This window comes from Pseudomonas sp., from assembly GCF_049590575.1.
Classification (GTDB): domain Bacteria; phylum Pseudomonadota; class Gammaproteobacteria; order Pseudomonadales; family Pseudomonadaceae; genus Aquipseudomonas.
Genome location: NZ_JBAWDE010000293.1, coordinates 1 through 14,671, shown reverse-complemented (window position 1 = coordinate 14,671; position 14,671 = coordinate 1). Strand labels below are relative to the sequence as shown.

16 protein-coding genes are annotated in these 14,671 nt (G+C 60.6%); 13 read left to right on the top strand and 3 right to left on the bottom strand.

What is annotated here, in order from left to right; genetic code table 11:
- Positions 1–768 (top strand): c-type cytochrome (locus WBR57_RS20740; protein ID WP_424086146.1); only part of this gene is annotated, 768 nt, incomplete at its 5' end.
- 93 nt (positions 769–861) lie between these two features.
- Here WBR57_RS20740 and WBR57_RS20735 read toward each other — a convergent pair.
- The gene (locus WBR57_RS20735; protein WP_424086144.1) at positions 862–1,182 is read right to left on the bottom strand and encodes a hypothetical protein; all 321 of its coding nucleotides are present in this window, start codon (positions 1,180–1,182) and stop codon (positions 862–864) included.
- A gap of 158 nt (positions 1,183–1,340) precedes the next feature.
- Between WBR57_RS20735 and WBR57_RS20730 the strand changes: the two genes are divergently transcribed.
- From WBR57_RS20730 to WBR57_RS20720, 3 genes are all read left to right on the top strand, one after another.
- Positions 1,341–2,399 carry a PA0069 family radical SAM protein gene (locus WBR57_RS20730; RefSeq protein ID WP_424086142.1) on the top strand — a complete coding sequence of 353 codons (1,059 nt, stop codon included), beginning with the start codon at positions 1,341–1,343 and terminating at the stop codon, positions 2,397–2,399.
- A gap of 223 nt (positions 2,400–2,622) precedes the next feature.
- The gene (locus tag WBR57_RS20725; RefSeq protein ID WP_424086140.1) at positions 2,623–3,354 is read left to right on the top strand and encodes a carbonic anhydrase; all 732 of its coding nucleotides are present in this window, start codon (positions 2,623–2,625) and stop codon (positions 3,352–3,354) included.
- A gap of 85 nt (positions 3,355–3,439) precedes the next feature.
- Positions 3,440–4,987 carry a SulP family inorganic anion transporter gene (locus WBR57_RS20720; protein ID WP_424086137.1) on the top strand — a complete coding sequence of 516 codons (1,548 nt, stop codon included), beginning with the start codon at positions 3,440–3,442 and terminating at the stop codon, positions 4,985–4,987.
- A gap of 69 nt (positions 4,988–5,056) precedes the next feature.
- On the opposite strand, the gene WBR57_RS20715 is transcribed toward WBR57_RS20720, so the two are convergent.
- Positions 5,057–5,704: a hypothetical protein gene (locus WBR57_RS20715; protein ID WP_424086135.1), complete on the bottom strand. Its 648-nt coding sequence runs from the start codon at positions 5,702–5,704 to the stop codon at positions 5,057–5,059.
- Between the two features lie 367 nt (positions 5,705–6,071).
- Between WBR57_RS20715 and coxB the strand changes: the two genes are divergently transcribed.
- The 4 genes from coxB (at position 6,072) to WBR57_RS20695 (ending at position 10,451) form a co-directional block, all read left to right on the top strand.
- Positions 6,072–7,199: a cytochrome c oxidase subunit II gene (gene coxB, locus WBR57_RS20710; RefSeq protein WP_424086133.1), complete on the top strand. Its 1,128-nt coding sequence runs from the start codon at positions 6,072–6,074 to the stop codon at positions 7,197–7,199.
- Positions 7,200–7,257: 58 nt separating this feature from the next.
- On the top strand, positions 7,258–8,847 hold the full coding sequence (gene ctaD / locus WBR57_RS20705; protein WP_122541266.1) for a cytochrome c oxidase subunit I: 1,590 nt from the start codon (positions 7,258–7,260) through the stop codon (positions 8,845–8,847).
- Between the two features lie 129 nt (positions 8,848–8,976).
- Positions 8,977–9,528 (top strand): cytochrome c oxidase assembly protein, encoded by a 552-nt coding sequence (locus tag WBR57_RS20700; protein WP_424086130.1) that lies wholly within the window; start codon positions 8,977–8,979, stop codon positions 9,526–9,528.
- 35 nt (positions 9,529–9,563) lie between these two features.
- Positions 9,564–10,451, top strand: a complete 888-nt coding sequence (locus WBR57_RS20695) for a cytochrome c oxidase subunit 3 (RefSeq protein WP_424086128.1) — start codon at positions 9,564–9,566, stop codon at positions 10,449–10,451.
- A 6-nt stretch (positions 10,452–10,457) separates the two neighbouring features.
- On the opposite strand, the gene WBR57_RS20690 is transcribed toward WBR57_RS20695, so the two are convergent.
- Entirely contained in the window at positions 10,458–10,661 is a 204-nt protein-coding gene (locus WBR57_RS20690; protein WP_424086126.1) for a twin transmembrane helix small protein, read from the bottom strand.
- Positions 10,662–10,689: 28 nt separating this feature from the next.
- On the opposite strand from WBR57_RS20690, the gene WBR57_RS20685 reads away from it, so the two are divergent.
- Genes WBR57_RS20685 through WBR57_RS20665 form a run of 5 tightly spaced genes read left to right on the top strand, consistent with a single transcriptional unit; the run spans position 10,690 to position 14,613 of the window.
- Positions 10,690–11,454 (top strand): SURF1 family protein, encoded by a 765-nt coding sequence (locus WBR57_RS20685; protein ID WP_424086124.1) that lies wholly within the window; start codon positions 10,690–10,692, stop codon positions 11,452–11,454.
- Positions 11,420–12,004, top strand: coding sequence for a hypothetical protein (locus WBR57_RS20680; protein WP_424086123.1), 585 nt, complete (start codon positions 11,420–11,422; stop codon positions 12,002–12,004). Before WBR57_RS20685 ends, WBR57_RS20680 begins: the two co-directional genes overlap by 35 nt.
- Before the next feature lie 10 nt (positions 12,005–12,014).
- Positions 12,015–13,094, top strand: coding sequence for a COX15/CtaA family protein (locus WBR57_RS20675; protein WP_424086121.1), 1,080 nt, complete (start codon positions 12,015–12,017; stop codon positions 13,092–13,094).
- Positions 13,082–13,981 carry a heme o synthase gene (gene cyoE, locus WBR57_RS20670; protein WP_424086119.1) on the top strand — a complete coding sequence of 300 codons (900 nt, stop codon included), beginning with the start codon at positions 13,082–13,084 and terminating at the stop codon, positions 13,979–13,981. Before WBR57_RS20675 ends, cyoE begins: the two co-directional genes overlap by 13 nt.
- The gene (locus tag WBR57_RS20665) at positions 13,978–14,613 is read left to right on the top strand and encodes an SCO family protein (RefSeq protein ID WP_424086117.1); all 636 of its coding nucleotides are present in this window, start codon (positions 13,978–13,980) and stop codon (positions 14,611–14,613) included. Before cyoE ends, WBR57_RS20665 begins: the two co-directional genes overlap by 4 nt.
- The last annotated feature ends 58 nt before the right edge of the window (positions 14,614–14,671 follow it).

Below are 14,671 nucleotides of genomic sequence, written 5' to 3'. Positions count from 1 at the left end.
GTGCAAGCCGCCGCCGACCCGGCGATCAGCCGTGGCGCCTACCTGGTTGAGGGCCTCGGCCACTGTGGCGCGTGCCATACGCCACGTGCCCTGACCATGCAGGAAAAAGCCCTGAGCGCGACTGACGGCACTGCGTTCCTGTCCGGCAGCGCGCCGCTGGAAGGCTGGATCGCAAAAAGCCTGCGCGGTGACCACAAGGACGGCCTCGGCAGTTGGAGCGAGGAACAACTGGTGCAATTCCTCAAGACCGGTCGCAGTGATCGCAGCGCGGTGTTTGGCGGCATGAGCGATGTGATCGTGCACAGCATGCAGTACATGTCGCAGGACGACCTGGCCGCTATCGCCCGCTACCTCAAGAGTCTGCCGGCGGTCGACCCCAAGGACCAGCCGCACCAGTACGACAAGCAGGTCGCCCAAGCATTGTGGAAAGGCGACGACAGCAAGCCGGGCGCGTCGGTGTACATCGACAACTGCGCGGCCTGCCACCGTACCGACGGCCATGGTTATACACGCGTGTTCCCGGCGCTGGCGGGCAACCCGGTATTGCAGACGGCGGATGCCACGTCGTTGATCAACATTGTGTTGAACGGCGGTACGCTGCCGGCCACCCACGCAGCGCCGTCGACGTTCACCATGCCGGCCTTCGCTTGGCGTCTGTCGGATCAGGAAGTGGCGGATGTGGTGAGTTTCGTACGTGGTAGCTGGGGTAATAAAGGCGCAACAGTAAGTGCTGCTCAAGTGGCCCATCTGCGTGAGGCTAAAAAATAAAATTGTGACAATGAAAGTTTAAATTACGCACTTTAAATATTGATGCCCCGACCTATGTCTATTTGCAGATAGAGGTTGGGGCATTGTTGGTCGTTAAGATTGCTTAGTTTGATTTTTTGCTGCGCATATTTTTGCGAACGCGTTGGCCATGGTTAGGAAAAGTGCCTTGTCGTCGGTGTCAAAATCCCCGTCATTGTCCAGGTCTGTAGGAGACGAGGTGTTATCGTAGTGCCCGTCCTTATTGGAGGAAGAGGCATACATGGCGTATGAAAGATTACCGTCGGTAAACCGCTCGAGTAAAATTTCCGCATTGTTATCATTTTCGAAATCTTCGCATGACAACCGTAGTTCATCCTGAGACATAGAAATCCTTTTGCGATAATGGTTAATTGAGCCGGAATCATAATCACGCATCTAAAGTTAATCCATCGCATAAGTTTGCCGATTTGTTTCTTGTGATTTATAAAAAGTGCGTGAGTCTTGTCTAGCTCTGAGGTCTTCCCGCCGAGCGGCGGTGGCAGAAAATGGCGAACTGAAATACTGTATATCGATACAGTTATGAGGTATGCCCCATGAACGCTTCCCTTCCACCTCGCGGGCGCGGCACCGGCACCAACCTGCACAACCGCTTTGCGCCCACCGTCAGCGTGGCCGAGGACGACGGCTGGTTCCAGGAAGTGCCGCCGACCCAGGGCACGGAAGTGCGTATAGAAACGGCCAAGACGATCATCACCCGCAACAACTCGCCGGATTTGCCCTTCGATCGCTCGATCAACCCGTATCGCGGCTGTGAGCACGGCTGTATCTACTGCTACGCGCGGCCCAGTCATGCCTATTGGGACATGTCACCGGGGCTCGATTTCGAAACCAAACTGATCGCCAAGACCAATGCCGCCGACGTGCTCGAGCAACAGCTGTCGAAGCCCGGTTATGTGTGTGCGCCGATTAACCTGGGCTCCAATACCGACCCTTACCAGCCCATCGAGCGTGAGTACAGGATCACCCGGCAAACCCTCGAAGTGCTGCTGCGTTACCGGCACCCGGTGACTATCATCACCAAGGGCTCGCTGATTCTGCGCGACCTCGACCTGCTGACCGAGCTGGCCCGGCAGCGCCTGGTAGCGGTGATGATCAGCCTCACCAGCCTGGACGACGAGCTCAAGCGCATCCTGGAGCCGCGCACGGCGGCGCCCAAGGCGCGCTTGCGGGCGATTCGGGTGATGCGCGAGGCGGGCATTCCGGTGGGCGTGCTGTGCTCGCCGATGATCCCGATGATCAACGACAGCGAGTTGGAAAGCCTGCTCACCGAAGCCCACGCCGCCGGCGCGCAGAGTGCGGCCTACATGATGCTGCGCTTGCCGCTGGAGGTGGCGCCGTTGTTTGAGGAGTGGCTGGCGGCGCATTACCCGCAGCGCGCGGCGCACGTGATGAGCCTGGTGCGCCAGGTACGCGGTGGTGAGGTGTACGACAGCCGGTTCGGCGTACGCATGCGCGGCGAGGGGCCGTTTGCCGATTTGCTGGCGCAGCGCTTCAGCAAGGCGATCAAGCGGCTGGGCTTGAATCGGCGGGAAGGATTCAATCTGGATTGCACGGCATTTTGCCCGCCGGGCAGGCAGATGGCATTGTTGTAAACTGAATAGGAATAGCCTGTCAAAACCGTGGGAATGGTCGCATATTGACATCAGCTAAACCGGCGATCTAGAGCGGTTCATTCAGTTTGAGTTAAGTTTCGGCGGTTACTTTATTCAGCCAGTGACCGATGAGTCGGCGACCCGGTTTTTGGCATTTACAACTATTCCATTTGCCCGGCGTCGAACGTGCTTGACCCCCCTGCATTAACCAAGAGGATGAATCATGAGTGATAAGGATAAACAGCCGTTGGCTGCGTCGGCTTCAGCCCCTCAAGTGGCGGAAACCGCCGATGCAGCGCTAAAGCATATTGTTGACGGCTTTTTGCACTTCCATCACGACGTCTTCCCCCAGCAGGAAGAACTGTTCAAGAAACTCGCCACGGCTCAAAGCCCACGGGCGATGTTCATCACCTGTGCCGACTCACGCATCGTGCCCGAGCTGATCACCCAAAGCTCCCCGGGCGACCTGTTCGTGACCCGTAACGTCGGTAACGTAGTGCCGCCCTACGGCCAAATGAACGGCGGTGTTTCCACGGCCATCGAGTACGCGGTACTCGCCCTGGGCGTGCAGCACATCATCGTGTGCGGGCACTCCGATTGCGGCGCCATGCGCGCAGTGCTCAACCCGTCCAGCCTGGAGAAGATGCCGACGGTCAGGGCCTGGTTACGACATGCCGAGGTCGCCAAGTCCATGGTTGAGGATAATTGCGATTGCGCCAATGAAGGCGAGAGCATGAAGGTACTGACCGAAGAAAACGTCATCGCCCAATTGCAGCATTTGCGCACCCACCCATCGGTGGCCTCGCGCATGGCTAACGGTCAGTTGTTTATCCATGGCTGGATCTACAACATCGAGACCAGCGAAATCCGCGCCTACGATGCGGATGAGTCAGCGTTCCGACCGTTGGGTGGCGAAGGGCCGATTCCTTCCGCGACGCCTAAAGCGCGCTTCTAAAACACTTTCCTGCCGGGTAATGCGGTGGCTGCCAAGGATGCAGCCAGGCTTTGCCGCGCCCGGCGAATGCCTCGGGAGAGTCATCATGCGTGCTGCTCAATTAAAAGCTGTATTGCCAAGGGAGCTGCTGGCTTCCGTGGTTGTGTTTCTGGTTGCCCTGCCATTGTGCATGGGCATCGCGATCGCCTCCGGCATGCCGCCGGCCAAAGGATTGATCACCGGGATTATCGGTGGCCTGGTGGTGGGTTGGTTGGCGGGTTCGCCGTTACAGGTCAGTGGCCCGGCGGCGGGTTTGGCGGTGTTGGTGTTCGAGCTGGTGCGCCAGCACGGCATGATGATGCTCGGGCCCATCCTGTTACTGGCGGGCTTCCTGCAGCTGGTAGCCGGGCGCTTGCGGCTGGGGTGCTGGTTCCGCGTCACGGCGCCGGCGGTGGTGTACGGGATGCTGGCGGGGATCGGCGTATTGATTGTGCTGTCGCAGGTGCATGTGATGCTCGACGGCGCGCCCAAGCCTTCTGGGCTGGACAACCTGGCGGGCTTCCCGGCGGCTGTGATCGAGGCGGTTCCGACCCTCGGCGGCGGCCTGGGCTGGCAAGCGGGTTTGCTCGGCTTGTCGACGATGCTGGTGATGTACCTCTGGGATAAATTCCGCCCGCAAAAATTGCGTTTTGTACCCGGAGCCTTGCTCGGCGTGGGCCTGGCAACCGTCACCAGCCTGGTGCTGGCGTTGCAGGTCAAGCGTGTGGAAGTCCCGGAAAATCTCTCGGATGCCATCGACTGGCTGCGCCCCAGCGACCTGCTAAACCTCGCTGATCCGCAGCTGTTGATCGCCGCGTTCGCGGTGGCGTTTATCGCCAGTGCCGAAACCCTGCTGTCCGCGGCGGCGGTCGATCGCATGCACAGCGGCCAGCGCTCGGATTTTGACAAGGAGCTGTCTGCTCAAGGTGTAGGCAATATGCTCTGCGGCCTGGTCGGCGCCTTGCCGATGACCGGCGTGATCGTGCGTAGCTCGGCCAACGTGCAGGCCGGCGCTACCACGCGCTTGTCGGCGATGTTCCATGGCCTGTGGCTGCTGGGCTTCGTGCTGTTGCTGTCGAGCGTGCTGCAAAGCATTCCGGTGGCGAGCCTGGCAGGTGTGCTGGTGTACACCGGGATCAAACTGGTGGACATCAAGGCCTTCAAGGCGTTGGGCCGATATGGCCGGATGCCGATGTTCACCTACGCCGCGACGGCACTGGCGATCATCTTCACCGATCTGCTGACCGGTGTACTGGTGGGCTTCGGGCTGACGTTGGTGAAGCTGGCGTTCAAGGCCTCGCGGCTCAAGGTCAGCCTGATCGACCTGCCCCAGGACGGCGAGATGGAGTTGCGCCTGACCGGTGCGGCGACCTTTCTGAAAGTGCCGGCGCTGACCCAGGTGCTGTCGACGGTGCCTGCTGGCACAACCCTGCATGTGCCGCTCAGCAACTTGAGTTACATCGACCATTCCTGCCTGGAGTTGCTGGAGGAATGGGGTCGGGCGAATGCCGCCAAGGGCTCGAAGCTGGTGATCGAAGCCCGCGGGTTGAAACGGCGGTTGGAAGGCCGGGTGCGGATGACTACCGGGATAGGTTCGGCGGCGTCTGCCGGTTGAAAACACGGGGTTAAAAAATGTGGGAGGGGGCAACCCCCTCCTACATTTGGTGTTTATGGGCTCTGAGATTTAAGCCGGCTGATCCAGCGCCAACTCAACCCCGAGTTGCCGCGACAGGCACGGCCAGCGCTTCCACGCGGCTTCCGTGTTCGGGCTCTTGAGCGTTTCGCGGTAGGCCTCGACCGATTCCAGCGCAAAGCCTTCTTCGTTGAGCATTTCATCCACCGCCAGATGCACGGCTTCATCCAGTTGGTTGGCGAATTCCTCGCCGATCAGTTGATGGGCAATCAGGTTGGCGACCGTGGTATCCGCTGGAATCAGCGGCTGGCCAAAGTGTTTGATGTACAGGTCGTTGACTTCTTCCACCAGGCGATGGGCCAGGTAGGCCTCGTCCAGCAAGCCGTCCAACCCTTCATGTCCGGCCAGGATTGCCGGCGGTTGCAGGAAGAAATGCTCGGCAATCTTCAGCACCGGCTTGATCTGACTTTCGATCCCGGCTTCACGGGCCACGTCATTGGCAGCGTCCAGCAGATCGGGCACCAGCTCGATATAGGCAGTGACGAAGCGGGTCATTACTTGGGTGCTATCACCGTCAGCCAGGGAAATGGCCGAATGCAGGTGCGGCAATTGTTTTTCCAGTTGCTGGGCAAGCTGGCCTGTGCTGGCTTCGTGTTGATGGGCACGGGAAATCTGCTCGCGCAATGCGGCGATGTTCATGAAAGCTCCAGTGACGCAGGCGTAGGAAAAGGGAATGGACAAGGTAGCTCGTTTATATGAGGGCCTAAGACGCATTTGTCATAATTATTTCATGGTTATGCAACGGTGTTATATCCAATTGCCAACGTTCGAAGGATAAACGATTCCGCTCCTGGTTTTATTGACGCCGCCCGATCATTTTTACTCATTTGCCCCTACACATTGCGGGGTTGCAGAGCCTGTCTATACTCGGATTTGTACGCGATTAGCTGATGACGCCAGACTGCATAAGCAGGCAAGGCTAAGCGGTTGTAAGCAATATGGAAGCCGCTCCCTTCGACGCAGGTGCAAACCGGCGGGATAACAAGAACGATAAGGGGAACCCGCAATGATGCGACATCCACATGTTTGGATGGGCCTCCTGTTGTGGTCGGTATTCGGCCAGGCACATGCCGCCTGGACAACGAATATGGCGCCAGGGGCGACTGAAGTCAGTCACGCTGTGTTTGATCTGCACATGACGATTTTCTGGATCTGTGTCGTGATCGGCATTGTCGTGTTTGGCGCGATGTTCTGGTCGATGATCCTTCACCGCCGGTCCACGGGCCAGGTCGCGGCCAAGTTCCACGAGAGCACCACCGTGGAAATCCTCTGGACCGTAGTCCCCTTGCTGATCCTGGTCGCAATGGCCATTCCGGCGACCAAGACCCTGATCAATATCTACGACAGCAGTGAATCGGACATCGATATCCAGGTCACGGGCTACCAGTGGAAGTGGCATTACAAATACCTGGGCCAGGACGTGGAATTCTTCAGCAACCTGGCCACGCCCGCCGAGCAGATCCATAACCAGGCGACCAAGGGCGAGCATTATCTGTTGGAAGTCGACCAGCCGCTGGTGCTGCCGGTTGGCGCCAAGGTGCGTTTTCTAGTGACCGCCGCCGACGTGATCCATTCCTGGTGGGTGCCGGCGTTTGCGGTCAAGCGCGACGCCATCCCCGGCTTCGTCAACGAGGCTTGGACGCGTATCGAGAAGCCCGGCATTTACCGGGGCCAGTGCGCCGAGCTGTGCGGCAAAGACCATGGCTTCATGCCTATTGTGGTCGAGGTCAAGTCCAAGGCCGACTACGACACCTGGCTCGGCGAGCGCAAGGCAGACGCCGCCAAGCTCAAGGAGCTGACCTCCAAAGAGTGGACGCTGGAAGAGCTGGTGGCGCGTGGCGACAAGGTCTACCACACCACCTGCGTGGCCTGTCACCAGGCTGAAGGCCAGGGCCTGCCGCCGATGTTCCCGGCGCTCAAGGGCTCCAAGATCGCCACCGGGCCGAAAGAGGGCCATCTGAGCATCGTTTATCACGGCAAGCCTGGCACCGCGATGGCGGCATTCGGCAAACAGCTTTCGGAAGTGGATATCGCCGCCGTGGTGACCTACGAACGCAACGCCTGGGGCAACAACAAAGGCGACATGGTCACGCCTAAAGACGTGTTGGCCATCAAGCAGGCGGAAAGCAAATGACCGATTTCATCGCTTTTAACTCGACCCGCCCCGCTCCATCGCTTGCAGGAGAACGGCCATGAGCACTGTGATCGACGACCATGGCCACGCCGGTGACCATGCCCACGGCCCCGCCAAAGGCCTGATGCGCTGGGTGCTGACCACCAACCATAAAGACATCGGCACGATGTACCTGTGGTTCGCCTTTACCATGTTCCTGCTGGGCGGCTCGTTCGCCATGGTGATCCGCGCCGAGCTGTTCCAGCCCGGCCTGCAGATCGTCGAGCCGGCGTTCTTCAACCAGATGACCACCATGCACGGCCTGATCATGGTGTTCGGCGCGGTGATGCCGGCATTTGTCGGGCTGGCCAACTGGATGATCCCGCTGATGATCGGCGCGCCGGACATGGCCCTGCCGCGCATGAATAACTTCAGCTTCTGGCTGCTGCCGGCGGCATTTTTGCTGCTGGTATCGACCCTGTTCAGCCCCGGAGGCGGGCCGAATTTCGGCTGGACCTTCTACGCCCCGCTCTCCACCACTTACGCGCCGGAAAGCGTAACGTTCTTCATCTTTGCCATTCACTTGATGGGCATCAGTTCGATCATGGGCGCGATCAACGTGGTCGCCACCATCCTCAACCTGCGCGCGCCGGGCATGACCCTGATGAAGATGCCGCTGTTCGTCTGGACCTGGCTGATCACCGCGTTCCTGCTGATCGCGGTGATGCCGGTGCTGGCCGGTTGCGTGACCATGATGCTGATGGACATTCACTTCGGCACCAGCTTCTTCAGCGCAGCCGGCGGCGGTGACCCGGTGCTGTTCCAGCATGTGTTCTGGTTCTTCGGGCATCCCGAGGTGTACATCATGATCCTGCCGGCGTTCGGCGCCGTCAGCTCGATCATCCCGACTTTTTCGCGCAAGCCGTTGTTCGGCTACACCTCGATGGTGTATGCCACGGCGAGCATCGCGTTCCTGTCGTTCATCGTGTGGGCTCACCACATGTTTGTGGTGGGGATTCCGTTGGTGGGCGAACTGTTCTTCATGTACGCCACGCTGCTGATCGCGGTGCCGACCGGGGTAAAAGTGTTCAACTGGGTCAGCACCATGTGGCAAGGCTCGCTGACCTTTGAGACGCCGATGCTGTTTGCCGTGGCCTTCGTGATTCTGTTCACCATCGGCGGCTTTTCCGGCCTGATGCTGGCGATTGCCCCGGCGGACTTCCAATACCACGACACCTACTTTGTGGTGGCGCACTTCCACTACGTATTGGTGCCTGGTGCGATCTTCGGCATTTTCGCCTCGGCCTACTACTGGCTGCCGAAATGGACCGGCCACATGTACGACGAAACCCTGGGCAAGCTGCATTTCTGGTTGTCTTTTGTGGGCATGAACATGGCGTTCTTCCCGATGCACTTCGTGGGGCTCGCCGGCATGCCGCGCCGGGTGCCGGACTACAACCTGCAGTTCGCCGACTTCAACATGGTCTCCTCGATTGGCGCGTTCATGTTTGGCGCCACGCAGATCTTCTTCCTGTTCATCGTGATCAAGTGCATCCGCGGCGGCCCGCCGGCGCCGGCCAAACCGTGGGATGGCGCCGAAGGCCTGGAGTGGAGCATTCCTTCCCCGGCGCCGTACCACACCTTCACCACGCCGCCGGAGGTGAAATGAACAGATCTGTGCGCTGCGAACACTTCCAGTGTGGGAGGGGGCTTGCCCCCGATAGCGGTGTGTCAGTCGACATCGCCATCGGGGGCAAGCTCCCTCCCACATTGACCGAATTCCGCTTGGGTGATCGTCATGGCTGACTCCATCCCTCTCAAACGCTTGGTCACCCGCCTGCTGATCCTGGTGCTGGCGATGTTCGCCTTTGGTTTTGCCCTGGTGCCGATCTACGACGTGATGTGCAAGGCGTTCGGCATCAACGGCAAGACCGCCGGACAGTACGAGGGCGAGCAGGTGGTGGACGCCACGCGCCAGGTGCGCGTGCAGTTCCTCTCCACCAATGCCATCGACATGGTCTGGGAGTTTCATTCCAAGGCCGATGAGGTGGTGGTCAACCCGGGCGCGGTGACCGAGATGCTGTTTATCGCCCATAACCCGACTGACAAGCCGATGACTGCCCAGGCCGTGCCGAGCATTTCTCCGGCCGAAGCGGCGATGTACTTCCACAAGACCGAATGTTTTTGCTTTACCCAGCAAGTGCTGCAGCCAGGTGAGCGTATCGAAATGCCGGTGCGGTTCATCGTCGACCGCGATATGCCCAAGGATGTGAAGCATTTGACCCTGGCGTACACGCTGTTTGATATCACGGCGCGGCAACCGCCGGTGGCTGCTCGCAGCGGCGGCTAGCTACTGTTTGCCCCCTCAATCAGGAGAGCGAATACATGTCGACTCATGATACGTACTACGTACCAGCGCAGAGTAAATGGCCGATAATTGCCACAATTGGCATGCTGGTCACGGTGTATGGCTTGGCGGTGTGGTTCAACGATCTGAAGGCCGCACGCCCGGAATCCCACGGCCCGTGGATCTTTTTCGTCGGTGGACTGCTGGTGGCCTACATGCTCTTTGGCTGGTTCGGCGCGGTGATCAAGGAAAGCCGCGCCGGTTTGTACAGCGCGCAGATGGACCGCTCGTTTCGCTGGGGCATGAGCTGGTTCATCTTTTCCGAGGTGATGTTCTTTATCGCGTTCTTCGGCGCGCTGTTTTATGTGCGGCATATGTCCGGCCCCTGGTTGGGCGGCGAAGGCCACAAGGGCATTGCGCATATGCTGTGGCCGAACTTCGAGTTTGCCTGGCCGCTGCTGAATAACCCCGACCCCAAACTCTATCCCGCGCCGCAAGGCACCATCAGCCCGTGGGGCCTGCCGCTGGTCAACACGATCCTGTTGGTAAGTTCCAGCGTGACCATCACCATCGCCCACCATGCCCTGCGCAAAGGCCATCGCGGCGCGCTGAAGATCTGGCTGGCGATCACGGTGCTGTTGGGCCTGGCGTTTCTGGGGTTCCAGGCCGAGGAATATATCCACGCCTATAAAGAGCTGGGCCTGACCCTCGGCTCGGGCGTGTACGGCGCGACGTTCTTCATGCTCACCGGCTTCCACGGTGCCCACGTGACCATCGGCACGATCATTTTGTTTGTGATGCTGATGCGCATCCTGCGTGGGCATTTCGATGCCGAGCACCAGTTCGGCTTCGAGGCGGCCAGTTGGTACTGGCACTTTGTAGATGTGGTGTGGATCGGGTTGTTTTTCTTCGTCTATGTGCTGTGAGGCGCGCTACCACGGCGCATGAGACACCAGTTGGCCGCTGAAAAAGCCCCAGGCGATCAACCCCACGGTGATCACGGCGAGTACGACACGCACGGTCAAGGCAGTGACGAGGCGGTTGGAGCTGCCCCCGTCCTTGACCAGGAAAAACAAGCCACTGAACAGGCTCACGACAGTCGCGATCAGCATCAGGGCAATGGCTGCTTTGAGCATGGTCGGGTTCCCTTTGGATGGGCGGGCAATGAAAACAAGTATAGCCAGCGCCATGAAAAGCTTTCGCCCAGGCATCGCGCCCACCCTGGTAGTGCTGGTGTTGTTGCCCTTGATGGTGGGCCTTGGGTTCTGGCAGCTCGCGCGCGGCCATGAAAAACAGCTGCTGGTGGACAGCTACGCCGAGCGGCGCGCGGCGGAGCCGATCAGCAGTGTGCAACTCAATGAGATGGCCGACCCGGCATTCCGCCGTGTGCATCTGCGCGGCCTGTTCGACCCCGAACACAGCGTTTTACTCGACAACCGCATGCGTGACGGCAAGGCCGGTGTCGAGCTGCTGCAACCCTTCCACGATCAGGCCAGCGGCCAGTGGTTGCTGCTCAACCGCGGCTGGCTGCCCTGGCCGGATCGGCGCACCCCGCCCGCGTTCAGCACCCCGCAACAACCCCTGAATCTCGACGCCTGGGTCTACGTAGCCCCCGGCGAAACCTTCCAGCTGCACGCCGACCCGGCCAGCGCGCAATGGCCGCGCTTGCTCACCGCCCTGCACCCCGCCGCCCTCTGGGCCGAACTGGGCCGCAATGGTTTTACCTACGAGCTGCGCGCCGAAGCCGGCCCCGGCACGTACGACACCACCTGGCCAATCGTCGCCATGGGCCCGGAAAAACACCTGGGCTACGCCGTGCAGTGGTTCGCCATGGCGTTGGCGCTGCTGGCGCTTTACCTCTACCTCGGATGGCACAACACAAAGGAGAAGCACCATGGGAGCGGCCATGAATCCACTCAACGTGTCTGAGATGCCCGACCGCCGCAAAGGCCGCTGGCAGCTGATCCTGATCCTGATGATGGTGATCGGCCCGATGGTGCTGGCCACCTTCATGTACAAATTGCAGTTCTGGGTGCCGGACAGTCGCAGCTACCACGGCGAGATGATCGGCAACGGCCAGACCCGCGCCGACATCGGCGTGCAGGCCGACGAGGACCGCTGGCAACTGCTGGTGACCGCTCCCACCGCCTGCACCGCCGACTGCCGGCAACTGGTGTACCTGGCGCGCCAGCTGCAAATCAGCCTGGGCCGCGACGCATCCCGCGCCAGCCATGCCCTGGCCAGCGCACAGCCGGTGAGCGCTGCATACGAGGCCAAGCTCAAGGCGGAGTACCCGCAACTGCAGCGCTACCCACTGGACCTGACGACCTTCACCAAGGACGCCGCCGCGCCCGGCGATGCACAACTGTGGATCGTCGACCCCCACGGCAACCTGGTGCTGCGCTACGACGCCAAGGTCAAGGGCAAGGACCTGCTCAACGATCTGCGTCTGCTGCTGAAACTGTCGAACATCGGATAAGGGCACCGTCATGGCCAAACCTGGATTTCGCCTCGCGTTGTTTGCCACCTTGCTGGCGCTGATCGTCGTGCTGCTCGGCGCCTATACGCGCCTGACCCACGCCGGCCTCGGTTGCCCGGATTGGCCGGGCTGCTACGGCTTTATCAGCGTGCCGCACAGCGAAGCCCAGTTGGCGCATGCCGAGCTGCATTTTCCCGATACGCCGGTGGAGGCCGACAAAGGCTGGGCCGAGATGACTCATCGCTACTTCGCCGGCACCCTGGGTTTACTGATCGTGCTGCTGGCGGCGCGTTCGTGGAGCCATCGCCGTGATCCGGGCCAGCCGGTGAAATTGCCGCTGTTTGTATTAGCGGTGGTATTCGCCCAGGCAGCATTCGGCATGTGGACGGTGACCTTGAAACTCTGGCCGCAAGTGGTGACAGGCCATCTGCTCGGTGGTTTTGCGACCCTGAGCCTGCTGTTCCTGCTGACCCTGCGCCTGTCCGGCGTGCTGCCCGCGTTGATCGTGCCCAGGCGCCTGCAATATTGGGCGACGGCGGGGTTGGTGCTGGTGATCGGGCAGATCGCGCTGGGCGGCTGGGTCAGTTCCAACTACGCCGCCGTGGCGTGTGTCGACTTGCCCACCTGCCATGGTGAGTGGTGGCCGGCGGCGGACTTCGCCAACGGCTTTCACCTGACCCAGCACATCGGCCCAAATTACCTTGGAGGGCAGCTCGACAGCGAGGCACGTACCGCCATCCATCTGACCCACCGCATCGGCGCGGTGCTGGTCAGCCTGGTGCTGCTGGGCCTGGCCTGGCAACTGCGCGCGGTGGGTATGACGCGGCTCGCAGGCCTGCTGTTGATCGCGCTGGCGGCGCAAATCTGCCTGGGCCTGAGCAACGTGTATTTCGGTCTGCCGCTGGCGGTTGCGGTCGGCCATAACGCAGGGGGCGCGGCCTTGCTGCTGACGCTGGTACTGGTCAATTACCACGCGCGCACCAGCCTGGTCCGGGTGCGCAACCAGTTGCCGTTCGGCTGGCGTTTTATCCCGCGCAAACACGTGTCGGGCCTCATCACCCTTAAAGGAGAGATGCCATGGCGACCTTGATCGGCGCACGTCACGATCAGGCGATCTGGCGCGATTACCTGGAGCTGACCAAGCCGAAAGTGGTGGTGCTGATGCTCATCACCTCGCTGGTCGGCATGTTCCTCGCCACCCGCGCCGGGGTGCCGTGGACGGTGCTGGTGCTTGGCAACCTTGGGATTGCCCTGTGTGCTGGTGGCGCGGCGGCGGTCAACCATGTGGTGGATCGGCGGATTGACGCGGTAATGGCACGCACGCATAAACGCCCGATGGCCGAAGGGCGCGTATCGCCAGTGGCTGCATTGGCCTTTGCATTGTTTCTGGCTGTATCAGGCTTGGCCCTGTTGCTGGCGTTTACCAATCCCCTGGCGGCTTGGCTGACGCTGGCGTCGTTGCTCGGTTATGCGGTGATCTACACCGGCTTCCTCAAGCGCGCGACCCCGCAAAATATCGTCATCGGCGGGCTGGCCGGTGCCGCGCCGCCGTTGCTGGGATGGGTGGCGGTCACCGGGCACGTCAGCGCCGAGCCGTTGCTGCTGGTGCTGATCATCTTCGCCTGGACGCCGCCGCACTTCTGGGCCCTGGCCATTCATCGCAAGGAGGAATACGCCAAGGCCGATATCCCCATGCTACCGGTCACCCACGGCGAGCATTACACCAAGGTGCATATCCTGCTCTACACCTTCGCCCTGCTGGCGGTGAGCCTGATGCCTTATGTGATCCACATGAGCGGCCTGCTGTACCTGGCCTGCGCGCTGGTATTGGGCGGGCGCTTTCTGCAATGGGCCTGGGTGCTGTACCGTGGCACCCAGCCGCACGCGGCGATCAACACGTTCAAGTACTCTATCTGGTACCTGTTCCTGCTGTTTATCGCGTTGCTCGTAGACCACTACTTACTGTTGAACCTATGACCCGAACTCAAAAAACCGTCTTCATCCTGGTGGCCATCGTCGCGTTGATCATGGGCCTGACCGTCAACAAAGTGCTTTCGGGCAAAGGCCAGGGCGACCCTACCGCGCTGATCGACGCCGGCATCATTCTGCTGCCGCAAAGTCGGCAGCTGCCGCCGGTGACCATGACTGACCAGAATGGCCAGCCGGTGCTGCTCAATGAGTTGAAAGGCAAGTGGAGCCTGCTGTTCTTCGGCTACACCTTCTGCCCGGACATCTGCCCCACCACCCTCGCCCAGCTTCGCCAGATCAAGAGCGAACTGCCCAAGGACGCGGTGGATAAGCTGCAGGTGATCCTGGTCAGTGTCGACCCGAATCGCGACACGCCGGCTCAGCTCAAGCAGTACCTGGGCTACTTCGACCCACAGTTCGAAGGCCTGACCGGCGCGAATGTGGACGATGTGCAGAAGGTTTCGAATGCGGTGAGCATCCCGTTTATTCCTGCCGACACGACCAAGCCGAACTACACCGTCGACCACAGCGGCAACCTCGCGCTGATCGGCCCGGATGGTACGCAACGCGGGTTTATCCGTGCGCCGCTGAATAACCAGAAGCTGGTGGCGCAGTTGCCAGGCTTGCTGCAGCGTAAATAACAGACAATACATAACCAATGTGGGAGCGGGCTTGCTCGCGAATGCGGTGGTTCAGTCA